The 14,561-nt window shown below is 36.8% G+C and carries 12 protein-coding genes; 2 read left to right on the top strand and 10 right to left on the bottom strand.

Going from position 1 to position 14,561, the window contains the following annotated elements; all coding sequences use genetic code 11:
- Positions 1-138 precede the first annotated feature (138 nt).
- The gene (locus BN3107_RS01495) at positions 139-1,677 is read left to right on the top strand and encodes an AbgT family transporter (RefSeq protein ID WP_058305872.1); all 1,539 of its coding nucleotides are present in this window, start codon (positions 139-141) and stop codon (positions 1,675-1,677) included.
- A gap of 349 nt (positions 1,678-2,026) precedes the next feature.
- Here the strand turns inward: BN3107_RS01495 and BN3107_RS01490 are convergent, their stop codons facing one another.
- A complete protein-coding gene (locus BN3107_RS01490) occupies positions 2,027-2,818 on the bottom strand; it encodes an RDD family protein (RefSeq protein WP_058305871.1) in 792 nt (263 codons plus the stop codon).
- 92 nt (positions 2,819-2,910) lie between these two features.
- Between BN3107_RS01490 and BN3107_RS01485 the strand changes: the two genes are divergently transcribed.
- Positions 2,911-3,879, top strand: coding sequence for a stage II sporulation protein M (locus BN3107_RS01485; RefSeq protein ID WP_058305870.1), 969 nt, complete (start codon positions 2,911-2,913; stop codon positions 3,877-3,879).
- On the opposite strand, the gene BN3107_RS01480 is transcribed toward BN3107_RS01485, so the two are convergent.
- The 9 genes from BN3107_RS01480 to BN3107_RS01440 all read right to left on the bottom strand — a co-directional run bounded on the left by BN3107_RS01480 (position 3,859) and on the right by BN3107_RS01440 (position 14,417).
- Entirely contained in the window at positions 3,859-5,214 is a 1,356-nt protein-coding gene (locus BN3107_RS01480) for a DUF58 domain-containing protein (protein ID WP_077065021.1), read from the bottom strand. The genes BN3107_RS01485 and BN3107_RS01480 overlap by 21 nt on opposite strands.
- On the bottom strand, positions 5,168-6,097 hold the full coding sequence (locus BN3107_RS01475; RefSeq protein WP_058305869.1) for an AAA family ATPase: 930 nt from the start codon (positions 6,095-6,097) through the stop codon (positions 5,168-5,170). Before BN3107_RS01475 ends, BN3107_RS01480 begins: the two co-directional genes overlap by 47 nt.
- Entirely contained in the window at positions 6,094-7,221 is a 1,128-nt protein-coding gene (locus tag BN3107_RS01470; RefSeq protein WP_058305868.1) for a DUF4350 domain-containing protein, read from the bottom strand. The genes BN3107_RS01475 and BN3107_RS01470 overlap by 4 nt, the downstream gene beginning before the upstream one ends.
- Complete coding sequence (locus BN3107_RS01465; protein ID WP_058305867.1) at positions 7,221-7,883, bottom strand: DUF4129 domain-containing protein; 663 nt, start codon at positions 7,881-7,883, stop codon at positions 7,221-7,223. Before BN3107_RS01465 ends, BN3107_RS01470 begins: the two co-directional genes overlap by 1 nt.
- A 12-nt stretch (positions 7,884-7,895) precedes the next feature.
- Positions 7,896-8,807 (bottom strand): hypothetical protein, encoded by a 912-nt coding sequence (locus BN3107_RS01460; protein WP_058306023.1) that lies wholly within the window; start codon positions 8,805-8,807, stop codon positions 7,896-7,898.
- A gap of 237 nt (positions 8,808-9,044) precedes the next feature.
- Positions 9,045-10,520, bottom strand: a complete 1,476-nt coding sequence (locus tag BN3107_RS01455; RefSeq protein WP_058305866.1) for an MDR family MFS transporter — start codon at positions 10,518-10,520, stop codon at positions 9,045-9,047.
- Positions 10,517-11,344, bottom strand: coding sequence for a TetR/AcrR family transcriptional regulator (locus tag BN3107_RS01450; RefSeq protein WP_058305865.1), 828 nt, complete (start codon positions 11,342-11,344; stop codon positions 10,517-10,519). The genes BN3107_RS01455 and BN3107_RS01450 overlap by 4 nt, the downstream gene beginning before the upstream one ends.
- Positions 11,345-12,297: 953 nt before the next feature.
- Positions 12,298-13,527 (bottom strand): peptidase T, encoded by a 1,230-nt coding sequence (pepT, locus tag BN3107_RS01445; RefSeq protein ID WP_058305864.1) that lies wholly within the window; start codon positions 13,525-13,527, stop codon positions 12,298-12,300.
- Positions 13,524-14,417, bottom strand: a complete 894-nt coding sequence (locus BN3107_RS01440) for a MerR family transcriptional regulator (RefSeq protein WP_058305863.1) — start codon at positions 14,415-14,417, stop codon at positions 13,524-13,526. The genes pepT and BN3107_RS01440 overlap by 4 nt, the downstream gene beginning before the upstream one ends.
- Positions 14,418-14,561: the final 144 nt, after the last annotated feature.

Raw genomic sequence — 14,561 nt, 5'->3', positions numbered from 1 at the left:
AGAATTTTTTTAAAATTAGAACTTTTTTAATTCCTCTATGAAATTGTATGATAAATCCTTATAATAGATTTTGGTTTGCTAGAAAATTTAGATAATTTTCTGAAAATTAATTTAATTATATAAAAGGGTGAATATCAAATGGAAGGAAAGAAAAAGCAAGGCTTATTTCAAAGAAGCCTTAATCGGATTGAATATGTCGGAAACAAGTTACCGCATCCAGTAACACTTTTTATTATACTAGCATTTATCGTTTTAATTACGTCTGCGATTGTTTCCTCAACAGGTGTATCTGTTCAACATCCAGGAGATGCTGAAGAACAGATTACCGTGAAAAACTTATTAAATGCGGAAGGAATTGCTTACATTTTCACAAGCATGGTTGATAACTTTATCAATTTTGCTCCGCTCGGTGTCGTTTTAGTGACAATGTTGGGAATAGGTTTAGCAGAACGTACCGGCCTTATTAGTGCAGGTTTACGTGCTTTTGTTCTATCCTTACCAAAATCTTTAATAACTGCTGGATTAGTATTTGCAGGTATTATGTCAAGTGTTGCAACAGATGCTGGTTATGTAGTTTTGCCGCCTTTAGGGGCCGTGTTGTTTGCAGCTTTAGGTCGTCATCCATTAGCAGGTTTAGCTGCAGCCTTTGCGGGGGTATCTGCCGGATTTAGTGCCAACCTGGTTCCAACGGCTTTAGAGCCATTACTCGGAGAGATGACGATGGCTGCTGTTGCCACCATTGGTGCTGAAGGAGAAGCATATGCTGAGACGATGAATATTTTGATGAACTATTATTTCACAGTCGTTTCTGTATTTCTATTAACGATCGTCGGAACATTTGTAACAGAGAAGATTGTTGAACCAAGGTTAGGAGCATATACCGGTAGTTATAAAGAAGAGGCAACAGGGTTATCTAAAATCGAGAAAAAAGGTTTGCGATATGCTGGTTTATCACTTCTGATCAGTGTGATTGCAGCATCTTTATTAATCGTACCTGAAAATGCGCCGTTGCGGGGAGAAGATGGTGCAGTGATTATATCGCCATTCATGAGTTCCCTTGTGCCTATTATATTTATTTTGTTCTTTATCCCTGGTGTCGTTTATGGAATTGTAACGAAAAATGTAAAGAACGACAAAGATGTAGCGAATCATTTATCAGAGACGATGGGCTCAATGGGAATGTTTATTATCCTATCGTTTGCTGCTGGCCAGTTTGTAGCATATTTTACAGAATCCAATTTAGGTATGTTAATTGGTGTATATGGTGCAGAGTTTTTAAATACGATTAGTCTAAATGGTATCCCATTATTAATTGTATTTATCATAATAGCCGGTATTATCAATATTTTTATTGGAAGTGCGACTGCCAAATGGGCAATGATGGCACCGATATTTGTTCCAATTATGATGAAATTAGGTTATTCACCTGAACTAACTCAAATGGCGTACCGCATTGCCGATTCATCGACAAATATCATTTCACCATTGATGACATATTTTGCATTAATTATTGCATATGCGCAAAAGTATGATAAGAAAATGGGTATCGGTACTCTTATTTCAACCATGTTCCCATACTCAATCTTTTTCTTTATCATTTGGACGCTAATGTTAGTAGTATGGATGCTCCTCGGAATCGACCTAGGCCCAGGATCACCAATTTATTACGATAATTAAACAAAAACGACTTTGCTTTAACACAAAGCAAAGTCGTTTTTTAAATATATTTTACCTCATTACACTATATAAAAGTAAGTGTCACGGAATAACACGTTTACTTCTTGCAGATTAGCGCTTCTTCTTGCATTTCGCACCGCTCTTCTTGCGGATTAGCGCTTCTTCTTGCATTTCGCACCGCTCTTCTTGCAGATTCGCGCTTCTTCTTGCATTTCGCACCGCTCTTCTTGCAGATTAGAGCTTCTTCTTGCATTTTGCACAGCTCTTCTTGCAGATTAGCGCTTCTTCTTGCATTTCACACCGCTCTTCTTGCAAATTCGCTCTCCCTCTTATATTTCAAACTGTTCTTTTAGTACTCCCACTCTTCTTTCAAATGGAGGTAAAGTAAAATCAACCAGTTTTCGTTACTTATTGCTTTGTTGGTGATCTGATCCTCTATTTTTGGTAATAAAATCTTACTGACCTGCATCGTTAGTTGATCTCTTTCTTGTGTGCGTAAATCAACAATACGATGTACATAGGTTTGTAATAGACGCCAATCCTTCTGGGAAAATTGCTTAAGATGAAAGCTTTCTAATTGTAATGTTTCTTTGCTTAATCCTTTTTCGTCTATATATTTATCGAGAGGTTTCTGTTTTCGTGATTTCTTTTGTTTCTCATGAACCACAATGGTACCAGCAGTAATATCGCCTAAACGCTTATGTTTATTATGAGCGAAAATTAGAATGATACCTACAGCGTAAGCACTTGGTAAACTATCAATGATTCTTACAAAGTTACGAATGATACTCGACAAAAGAGTGATATTATGTCCATTTTCCTGAATGACACGAATTCCTAAGATTCGCTTGCCGATTGTTCGTCCACCCCAAAAATATTCAAACAAAATAAAATAACCAAAATTAAGGATAAATATCACGATCAGAACAATAGCAAATACGAGACTTTCACCAGCCCCTAAGAAAAAGTTTGTAACACTGTTCGTAAACGCCAACAATAAAAATAGGATAATCAATAATTGGGTAAACATGATAATCGCATAATCAATGATATGTGCGGCAGATCTTGAACCTAACCCAGCTAATTGAAATTGTAGGGAAACATATTCTGGTGTTTTAACTCCTAATTTTTCCTGTTCCATATTCGACCTCTTTCTGTACTTTAATTAAGTCCTTTTCATTTACGTAGTCTTTCAGTATAATATAGTAAAAAGATAGAAAAAAAGGTGATTTTATGCAAATCAATCAATTTATTAAGCAAAATCGTTCTGATTGGGAGCAGTTAGAAGCACTTACTACCAATCTACAAAAGAAAAAAACATATCAAGTAATTGAAGAATTCCAACATACATATCAAAAGGTTGCCAGACAATTATCTTACAGTCAAACCTATTTCCCTAATGAAGATGTGACGCAGTATCTGAATGAGATCGTAGCAAAAGCACATAATGTACTCTATCAGTCTCAACAATCTTCTTGGAAACAAGCCTATCATTTCTTTTCAAGTAAGTTTGTCGGATTGTTACTTGAACAATGGAAGGCAATCATCATTGCGATGCTCCTTTTTTTTATTGGAGGCTTAGCAAGTTTTATTACAGTAATCGATAATCCAGCTCATCTATATGGGATTTTACCCGAAGAAATGGTGCAGTCAGTTGAACCTGAATCATTAGGAGAAAATCCTCAAGCAGTTGATGCACCAGTCATGTCAGCAGAGATTATGACCAACAATATTCGAGTAGCGATTCTTGCATTTGCTGGTGGGATCACCTTTGGGATTCTTACTGTATATGTATTAATTTATAACGGAATTCTAATTGGTGCTTTAGCAGGACTATTCTGGAATTACAGTAATTCCTATTCTTTTTGGGCTTATATTGTCCCTCACGGAATAATTGAACTGCTGGCCATCTTTATTGCAGGTGGTGCAGGCTTGTTAATGGGTTACAAAATATTTGTCCCTGGAAAATATTCGAGAGGATACCAGCTCAAAGTACAGACAGTCCGTTCTGTTCAACTATTATTAGGCACGATTCCATTGTTTGTAATAGCTGGTATCATCGAAGGCTATATCACACCAGCGGATATCTCCTTAGAAATGAAATATCTGGTAGCGATAATCACTGCTGTTGGATTGTTGGCTTACATGATCGCAGGGCATTTTCTGATGCAACGAAGAAAATTACAACAATCCACGATTTAATGTTTCAATATAATGGGAAACAGACGTCGCTGCTAACCGATCGGCAGGAGCTTCGAGCATGGGTAATCCATGTTTTTCCCATTTTCGCATGACTTGTTTCTGATAGAGATATTGTTTTTGTGCGATACTTTTTTCCATCGTTATTAAAGCACTAGTAGGCTTGCTTTTTATTTTGTCGTGAAGCAATTGATCCTCAATCCCAACCATGACAAAAAGATGTTTCTTTCGTAATTTTTTCATATAAAAGAGATGATAATCTTCATTAGCAAATGTTTGGACATCACTAAATAATAAGATCATACTTCGTTTTCGCTGGATCGATTGTGCGTGTTGAAGCGCTAAAGCATAGTTCGACTCTTGGGCGTCTACCTCCACGGAATAAATGGTTTGTAGGATGGTATTAAGATGTTCCAATCCCCTTCCGGCAGGGACAACCGCTTTAATGTCTTTTGAAAAAGCAATAACAGATACATGGTCGCCATTATGTAAAGCGGCTGTTGCAAGTGTTATGGCAGCTTCTACAGATTTTTCTAAGCGATTCCCTTCTTCAAGTTCTACACCCATCATTCGACCGCAATCAATTAGAATCGTTACATATTTTCCGTGCTCTGGTTCATATTCATTTGTCATCATATCTTGTAATTTTGCTGATTGGCGCCAGTTAATCTTTCTTGGATCGTCCCCAACTACATAGCTTCGAACCTTTGAAAATTCTCCAACACCACTGCGCATTTTTCGGATTTTTATTCCTTCATGCAATAAATAGTTTTGAGCACTCGCTAAATATCGTTTGGCTTCTGATAGATTCGGAATTACCTTTACTTGATTAGGTAAGTAAAAGGTTATTTGTCGTTCCCATAATCCGAATTTGGTCTTGAAGCGCAAATATAATTTATCGATGAGATAGTCTCCTCTTATTTGAGGAAAGACCTCATATGTAATCCTCGTTTTCTGTTCAGCTGGGATCTTCTGGCCAAGCGGGAATATCGTTTGGAACGATGTAGGTATCCCGTCTTTTATGCGTACGAAATAATCATCCGTTGTGCGATTGTGAATGTGAATCGAGACGGTTTGTTTCTGATAACGTTCCATTTCCTCATCGATGTTTCTTTCTACGGAAAATTCTGACCGTTTAGGTAACAAAAAAATATCTGTCGTCAAAAGAGCAATCATTAGAATGGTGGCAATTGAAAGAAATAGCCATGAGAATTGCCAAAATGATAGAACAAGCATCGCCAAAAGAAACAGGCAATATAAAAGTAATAATTTTTTTGTTGGTATAATGCCCTTATCGCGGAACAGCAATCGATCCCACAAGCTCTTGAATCGTTTCATCGATATCTGATCCCTCCAATTCTGCATATGGAGATAGTTGGATACGGTGACGAAGACTTGGGATAGCAACAATCTTCACATCATCTGGTGTAATGTAATCACGATTATCGAGGTATGCCCATGCTTGTGCTGTTTTAGCGATAGCGAGTGCTGCCCTGGTACTGGCACCATATTGAATATGTTCTAGTTCTCGGGTTTTTCTAACCATTTTCATAATATAGTCCGCAATTTCATCGCTAATATGTACTTTTTGAATGGTATGTTGGACCTCTGCTAAAGCCTCGTTCGTAAAGATGGCAGTTATTTCTTGAGGATTGCTTTGTTCTGCCATCACCATTTGCAATACGGCGGTTTCTTCTTCAAGAGTTGGAAAGTCTACTTTCAGCTTAAAGAAAAAACGATCTTGTTGTGCCTCTGGTAATGGATATGTACCCTCAAATTCGATTGGATTCTGGGTAGCTGCTACAAAGAAAAAATCAGGTAATTTATAAGTTTCACCTTGAATCGTTACCTGTTTTTCTTCCATTGCTTCCAGTAACGCCGCCTGTGTTTTGGCAGGTGTTCGATTAATTTCATCGGCAAGCAGGACATTTGTGAAAATAGGTCCTTTTAATGTTTGGAAAGCATGTTCCTTCATATTGTAGATCGAACTTCCCGTAATATCACTGGGTAATAAATCAGGAGTAAATTGGACCCGGTTAAAACTACTATCTAGTAACTGTGCTAATGTTTTTACCATTTGTGTTTTTCCCGTACCAGGTACCCCTTCAATTAAGACATGACCCCCGGCTAAAGCAGCTGTTAATAGTAAACGTAAATTCTTTTGTTGCCCAATAATTCTTTCTTCATACTTCTCTAATAAAGATGTAATTGTTGAAGTCAATTTGTCTTCACCTCTTCTCTGATTTTATCGATTTCATGAGACCATTTAAGATATTCTTGTTTATTTAACGATTGTTGCTCGGAAATGGTTTCAAATCCTTTTGCGATTTGGTTTAATTCTTTAGCTGAAAAGCTTGTTATTTTACCTTCTATGCTGCTTAAACGTTCTTGCCAACTTTTATAATAAGGAATACCATATCGTTGACGAATGGCTTCCTTGAGATAATCGAGCTGATCTTTAATGGAAGGTTGATAGTTTTTTCCCTTTAACTGCCATATCGCAAGTGCTTTTAAACGTTCATCGCTAAAGCGCACTGTTTCTTCTCTAACCGTTACAATCGGACCAAATCGTTTTCCTTGATACCACAAAACAAGAATAGTGGCAATAATCCCTTCCACTAGTAAGACATATGCCCAATTTGGATATAAGGCAAACGGCGAAACTAGCCCACCAGAATCGATTAAACCGTACTCATCAAAAATGATCGTTTCTGCTTCTTGAATAGGAAGAATTTCAAATAATACGTCAAGATGTTGTTCTTTTGTAATTTCGTCATTTGTAAGCCAACCAGGTTCAGTGAAGACGATTAAAGAGCCTTCTCCAATTTCTCTTTCGATAGCTAATACACCGAATTCATCTTCTAGTAAAATATGATCCTCTTCTTCTGTGATGATACGATGAAGGCTCTCATGGATCACATCAAAACTGTCATTTTGATGAGTAACTTCCATTGTCTGTTCTTCTTCATTAAGAAAAGTTTCCATGGCATACTCTGTCTCAATGCCAAATAAGCTATCTGGATTTTGCTTTGCTAGTATTATCGTATTACCGTTGCTCAAGTAGTCTTGGTATTGCTTCTCCACACTATTATCAGAATAAATAGGTGGATCTAATAAAAATCGTACTTCACCTGAACTTGTTTGATTTGGTAATGATTCGCTATCGTCCACTTGATATTGATTTTGATTCAAATATGTATAAAAACCTTTCAGACCTGTTGGAGCTGGTGAGTCGATCAAATAAGGTGGATAAGGTTCAGGTGTATTATTGCTTGAAAATACACTAACCCCAATTAAAATCAAAAAAAAGACGACAGCTACGATCCATGTTCGTTTACCGAGCATTATCGTTCACCTATTTCTTTATCGGAATGATTGTTTCGAGCGATGAAATCTATCCAGTCTGTGATTTTAGCTTGATAGTTTTGGTAATCCTCTTGGGTTATTTGTTGCTCACCGTAAGCGGATTTGTCAAAGAATAAAGCCAATTGATAGAAATCCTGCGCTAAGGCATGTTTGGATTGTTTCAACTCATCGTAGTAATCCCAATTTGTTTTCCACAATTTCGCTGTTAATAAGCTTTTTTCATTTAAAAGCAGTAAAAATGCCAGGAATTGATGTCGGGTTGCTAGACGATACGCTTCTTCTGACGCATATTGTTTTGCTACATCTAAGTGCTCTTGATAGCCCCATTCTAATTGATTACTAGAAGCAAACGGTTGGTGATTTTTAAGTCGCTTTCTTCTCGTGACTGTCATGACAATCGCTACTATACCGATTACTACAGCAAGCAGTATTACTAGCACTATCACCGTGATAATACTATTACCAACTGTAGTACTCGGATCAAAGGATTCGAAAACTTTTGAAAGAATATCACCTAGCCATTCTTTTATTCGATCCCAAATCTTTTCTATAAAACTTCGATTATCTTCATAATAGACTTGATATTCTTTATTACTTAGAATTTCCTTTAATTGCTCTCGTTCTGTTTGATAAGATGACATGTATAATCTCCTTTAAGATCGTTCTGTCACATCGTATTCGCTAATCATTTCTTTAAGGTCTGTAGCCTCTTGTCTTGTTGTAGCATCAAAGTACATCACACCGTAACCCACCATAAATACAATGGAAGTCACCAGAGAAGTAATGTTCATTAATAAGTGAGCTAGTACACTGTTTCCTAAAAATATTAAAGGAAGTTGTAATACGGTCGTTATGATCCCTGTGATGATTAAGAGCACAATAAACAGACCAAAAAATTTCCATGTTTGTCTTTTGGATAAACGCCAGCTTTTTGAAAAACCTGGTGCTACTTTCTCAAATAAAATAGCAGGCAGGTACAAACTCCATCTAGTAAACAAAAGACCTATCCCAATAAATATCGCGATCGAAATGACAAACATCATAATAGCTCCGAAAATCGGATCGATGAACATAAACATCACACTTGAGATACCGATCAGCATAAAAACAGGAATTAATAATGCAAACAAAATAAGAAAGATTAGGAGCGTACTCCAAAACATTGGCCAATAACGTGGTAGTGCTCGTTTTATCATATCTTTGGCAAAAAGTGCTTCCTTACTCTCACGAGTTAGTTTAACGGTCCAAATAATTGCACCAGCTATTAGTGGCGTTGCAAAAATGATAATAAGATTTACCAACGAACTAGTAAAATCTTCTTGGACGGTCGAATTTGCGAAAGAATCAGCATTTGTTACAATTTGGTCAATTAGGCTTTGTCCAGGATCTGAACTGGTAATTAAATCACGACCGGTCAAACTAAGAATAAGTGCCTGTAGTGCAAATACCGGTACCATAATTAAAAAGGTAATCATAAAAAGTGTTTTGAATTGTGTTTTAATAATACGAAATGTTTGGTCTAATATTTCTCCAAACCCTAAAGGTTTATTTGTCTGTTCATTCATTTGCATCAATCCTCCTAAAAATTCAGCATACATTGCTTATTTTAACACGATTTACGAAATATGGAATAATTTTTTAAATAAAAGGTAAAAAATAGGTAGTTCTATTGATCGTCGAAAGAAGAGAATTTGTGGAGTATATAGTGTGATAACGCGAAACAGCCATATTAATGAGATTAATATGGTTGTTGGCGAGCTTGTCATTACTCGCCAACAACAACTATTATGTGAAGTCTTTGTTTAGTATTTCAGTTCTGTTTTTGCTTTTGTTTTCAAGAAAAAGGATAGGGTAAGTCCGACTATAGACAAAATGGTTGCCAGCCAAAAAGCAGCATTGTAACCATCCATCGCTGCATTAGCCGCTATTTGGTTGATTGCTTCTGATTCTGTTAAGCCATCTAGCGCAGTTTGATTTGGCTGATGATTCGTTGCTGCAGTCGTCATTACCGTAATCAAAATCGCTGTACCAATCGATGCTGATACTTGTTGCATCGTATTTGCCATCGCCGTCCCGTGTGGATGCCATTCAGGTGGCAACTGATTTAAACCAGCTGTCATAACAGGCATCATAACTAAGGAAAGCCCAAACATACGGATCGCATAAATCACAACTAAAAAGCTATATGCTGTATCGATGGTTAAACTCGTAAAAAGAAAAGTGGTTAATGAAACAATCAACATACCTGTAACAGCTAACCATTTTGCGCCAAACTTATCGAAAAGCATACCTGTAATAGGAGACATAATTCCCATTACAATCGCTCCTGGAAATAACATTAAGCCTGATTCTAATGCGGAAAAATCTCTCGTGTTTTGCATATACAATGGTAACATGGTCTCCGCACCAATTAAGGCCACTAATACAATCATGGTAACAATCAGGGATAGTGAGAAAATAGGATACTTAAATACTCGAAATTCTAACATAGGTTTCTTTAATTTTAGTTGTCGTAAAATGAAGATGGTTAAAATGATCGCTGCACCAATGATGATCGCAAGTGCAACACTATCTATTTCAGTTGAAGCCTCACCAGCGCCGTGACCACCACCAATACTACTAAATCCATATAATAAACCACCAAAACCAAATGATGATAATAAAATCGATAGAATGTCGATTTTCGGATAGGTTTGTTCTGTTACATTTTTAACGAAAATAGCTGCAATAATAATTGCAATGATTACAATTGGTAAGACAACATAGAATAATCCTCTCCATGAGAAGAATTCCAATAACCACCCAGAGAGTGTTGGCCCGATCGCTGGTGCGAAGGAAATAACGATCCCTGCCATCCCCATTGCTGCTCCTCGCTTTTCCACTGGAAACACTTTAAGCATAACGGTCATCATTAACGGTAACATAATCCCAGAGCCAGACGCTTGCACAACTCGAGCTGTTAGTAAAAGTTCAAATGTATGTGAGATCGATGCGATGAAGGTCCCCACAGCAAATATACTTAATGCTGTTATAAATAATTGGCGTGTGGTAAATCGTTCAATTAAAAAAGCACTGATCGGGATCATTACCCCGTTTGTTAATAAAAATGCTGTAGTGAGCCATTGCACTTGATTTTCAGCAATGCCGAAGTCTTGCATAATGCTAGGTAATGCAGTTGCTAATAGTGTTTCATTAAGTAAACCGACAAATGCACCGATTAGCATTACCGCAACCATTAAATTTCGTTGTTTTGGTTCCATGTTAGTAGCTTGATTCATGTTTCTTTGTCCTCCTGTTTGCTAAGTCTCTCTAATTTTATAACAAAAGGGTAAAGGGAAGGCTCGCGTTTTAAGTAAAGAAACATTGCTTCCATTGTCACCGAATTTGTTATGCGGTTTTGTATTTCTTGTTCAATATGATAGAGAGCTTCTAACAATCTATCACCATTGGTTATTTGTTTCTGATTAATGTTTTCTTTGATCGTTTCTATCACTTGGAAGATTGATTCATTTTCGCCATCTTTTAAAAAAGGTTCTAACTCATTTAAACGCTGCACAATAGCATTGATAATACTTGTGATCCATTGACTTAGGTTAAAGGTACTGTAGTCTTTGGGATGTAAAGACATATATAATAGGTATTCTTTCATGAGCCCTTCAAACATAACGAGCAAATCGGTTACATATGGTTTTACTTTATCACCATATGCTTGGTGAAAAATTTCACGGTGGTTATGCTCTAAACTAACACGCAGTTCTTCCATTTTTTCTGTGATTTGCTTATGCTTTTTTGGGGCGAATTCATTGAATAAAACATGAAAGAAGGCTTGATGGTCGATCCAAGCTTCTAATTCGAACTGAATATATCGTGCGAGGTCATCGTTATCCTTTAAGGCTTCTATATGTTTTGTGCTATCTATGACTTTATCATGGTAATCATTGATCATTTCTAGTATTAAATCTGTTTTAGTAGAAAAGTATGTATAAAATCCACCTTTAGAGATTCCGCTTTGTTGTGCAATTTCTTGTACAGATGTTTCCGAAAATCCTTTCTTTGAAAAAAGCTGAATAGCAATAGCTTTTATCTCTGCTTTTTTATCCATTTGTACCCCCTTTTGACTAGTTAGTCACAAAAATGACTTATCGGTCATGAGTTGTATTCTATAGAATCAGATCATGTATGTCAACAATCTAAGTTTATTACTCTAATAAAGAAGAGTCTGGGACAAAAGAATCTTATAATTATAAAAATCCAAACGATTCGAAATTGAAATGACCTTCGAATCGTTTGGATTTTTATGTGTGGTAGGAAGGCTGCGCAATAACTGAAGTGGTAATTATGAGATTTTATGTGTGCTTTGCAACCGCTTCGGCTTGCCCGCTTTCCTTTCCGCGGGTTTTTACCCTAAGGTCCACTTTTTTAGCAAAGTTCGCTAAAAAAGTGGACCTTAGGGTAAAAACATCCCGCAGGAGTAAAAGGAGGCCACTGAAAAACCCCCTTCCTTTTTAATCAATAAAAATACAATCCCAAAATTCATACTAAATATCATATGAAAGTGGGGAATTATATGCATTTTCAATAGTGTTTCGGGGGTTAAAGTGGGGAAAATAAATTCCATAATATGTTTTTCAATGGCCTCGAGTAAAAGCGGCCGCCTTCGTTCTTAAGGGATGCTACAATTGTTGTTACAGCTATCATTTTGATCTTTCTATAAGTATTTCGTTTATATTTAGCGATAGAAGTCTTTAATTAAGCTCTTGCATCTATTTGTAGAACATTCATTAGCGTAGGCGTTCGCTTCCACTCCTATGGGACTCGTTTTACCTGAAGATCCACTTTTCCATGCGGTTTTTGCTTGGAAAAGTTAGCTGAAGGTAAAACCCCATGGAAAGGGAAGCGAACAAGCCGTAGCGAGTGCTAAGCAGTGTTATTATCTCAAAATTACTACAACGTAAAAGATATACTGAGTAGTATCCTCATATTGTATCGTTCGTGTTTAGGGGAAAACTAGTTATATTTCAGTCTCTATTTATAAGCATAGAATCATTTATTGACTCACTTTTTCGTGAAATTCTCTGCGATTTTGATGATGGTTTCGGTCGCTTTTACCATGTTGTCAATCGAGATGAATTCGTATTTGCTATGGAAGTTTTCGCCGCCTGTAAAAATATTTGGCGTTGGTAATCCCATAAATGATAGCTGAGAACCATCCGTGCCACCGCGAATTGGTTGAATGATCGGTTCGACACCGACATCGCGAATCGCTTGTTCAGCAATATCTACAATATACTTTACAGGTTCAATCTTTTCGGCCATGTTATAGTATTGATCCTGCATTTCTAACAAGACATTATCCTCGCCATACGTTCGTTGTGCTTGATCAATAATAGATTGAAGTACTTGTTTCTTTTGATTGAATAGCTTTCGATCATGATCCCTGATGATATAATATAGCTTGGCCTCTTCCGTATCTCCTGTAAAAGAGAGTAAATGATAAAAGCCTTGATAATCTTCTGTGTATTCGGGTGCTTGTTCCTTTGGTAACTGCTCGTGAATATTCATTGCGATTTTGGCAGCGTGTACCATTTTCCCCTTAGCAGTTCCAGGGTGCACATTATTTCCCTTTACGGTGATCTTTGCTGCTGCCGCGTTAAAGCTTTCAAATTGCAATTCTCCTAAAGGCCCTCCATCAATCGTATAAGCAAGTTCTGCTCCAAACGTTTGGACATCAAATTTATGAGGACCACGGCCGATTTCTTCGTCAGGTGTGAAAGCAATGCGAATCGTACCATGTGGGATCTCGGGATGTTGTATCAGATAATCGATCGCCGTGATAATCTCAGCAATTCCTGCTTTATTGTCCGCTCCTAACAAGCTAGTGCCATCGGTTGTCATTAATGTATGCCCTAAATAATTTTCTAAAGAAGGATAATCTTTTGGTGATAGGACGATTTGTTTGTCTTTATGTAAAACAATTGCTTTCCCATTGTATTGCTTGATTAGTTGAGGTTTCACATTCTCACCTGTAAAGTCGGTTGCTGTATCTAAATGAGCTAAAAAACCGATTACTGGTACTTCTGTTTCACTATTACTAGGTAAAGTAGCGGTCACATAGGCATGCTCATCTACTTGAACATCCTCTAAACCAATTTCCATTAATTCAGAAACTAACATATGAGCGAGCTCCCACTGACCTTGTGTAGATGGACATGTGTTATTTTGTTCATTGGATTGGGTATTTATCTGTGCATATCTGGTTAAACGATCAATTAAAAATTGCTTCATATTGCGTCCTCCATTATTTTTTTATGCCATGCAGTCCATTCTCGTAATCCTCCAATTAATATGTAGGATTCTAGTGTTTTGGGTAAATGGTTTACTCCATTTCCACCGATAACGATATTAGGGCAAGTTGAAACGTTTTGTTTGATTCGTTTAATTGTTGACTCTAAGGAAATCGCATGCTCATTCATGGTTACTGAAAAACAGACAAGTTTTGCCTCATTTTCTTCGATGACGTGAATTAAGCTTTCAATAGGTGTATTTTCACCAATAAACAAGACAGCAAATCCTCGACGTTTTAAAAAGATCGAAAACAATAATAAGCCAATGTGATGTAACTCTTCTGGTGGACATAATGCGATCACACGTGGTGGCTGTTCTTGTTGTAGTTTGATTTGATGAAAATATTGTTGCATAAATCGTTGTAAATAGTGACTAATAAAATGTTCCTGTGCAACATGCAATGTACCATTTTGCCAATGTTCTCCGACTCGACGTAGGATGGGTACAAAAACATGATGAAAAATCAATTCGTAATCATATTTTCTTAATAGGTGATGAATGCGATCAGACGCCAAGTCGGTATGGTATTGTTTTAAGGCGTCAAAGATGGTATCTATTTCGGGCTGGAATCTATCTAAATCTACGCTTTCGACATTAGGTGAAATCGCTTCTTTTTTTTCTTTTAAACGAAGCATAGCTTCCTTAACGGTGACTTTGTTTGTTGTTCGCTCGTTAATTACCCATAATAAATCATCTACATTTTCTTTTGTATAAATCCTTGTTCCGCCATCTGTTCTTTCCGGTTTGATGACATCATACCGATTTTCCCATGCTCTTAATGTAATGGGAGAAATCCCAGTTATATCAGATACTTTTTTAATACCATACATATCAATGCTTCCTCCTTGATTCTCCCTTAATTTTAACACAATTATCGATACGAATACGCTATTTATGAATTTTACAATCAAAAATCTATACAAAAGTTATACATATAATATATAATACTATTAATTAGTTGTCACGAAAAATTG

It is taken from the genome of Gracilibacillus massiliensis (assembly GCF_001458115.1).
Lineage (GTDB): Bacteria > Bacillota > Bacilli > Bacillales > Amphibacillaceae > Gracilibacillus > Gracilibacillus massiliensis.
The sequence above is the reverse complement of the archived record's forward strand: the minus strand, read 5'-3'. Positions and strand labels throughout refer to the sequence as shown.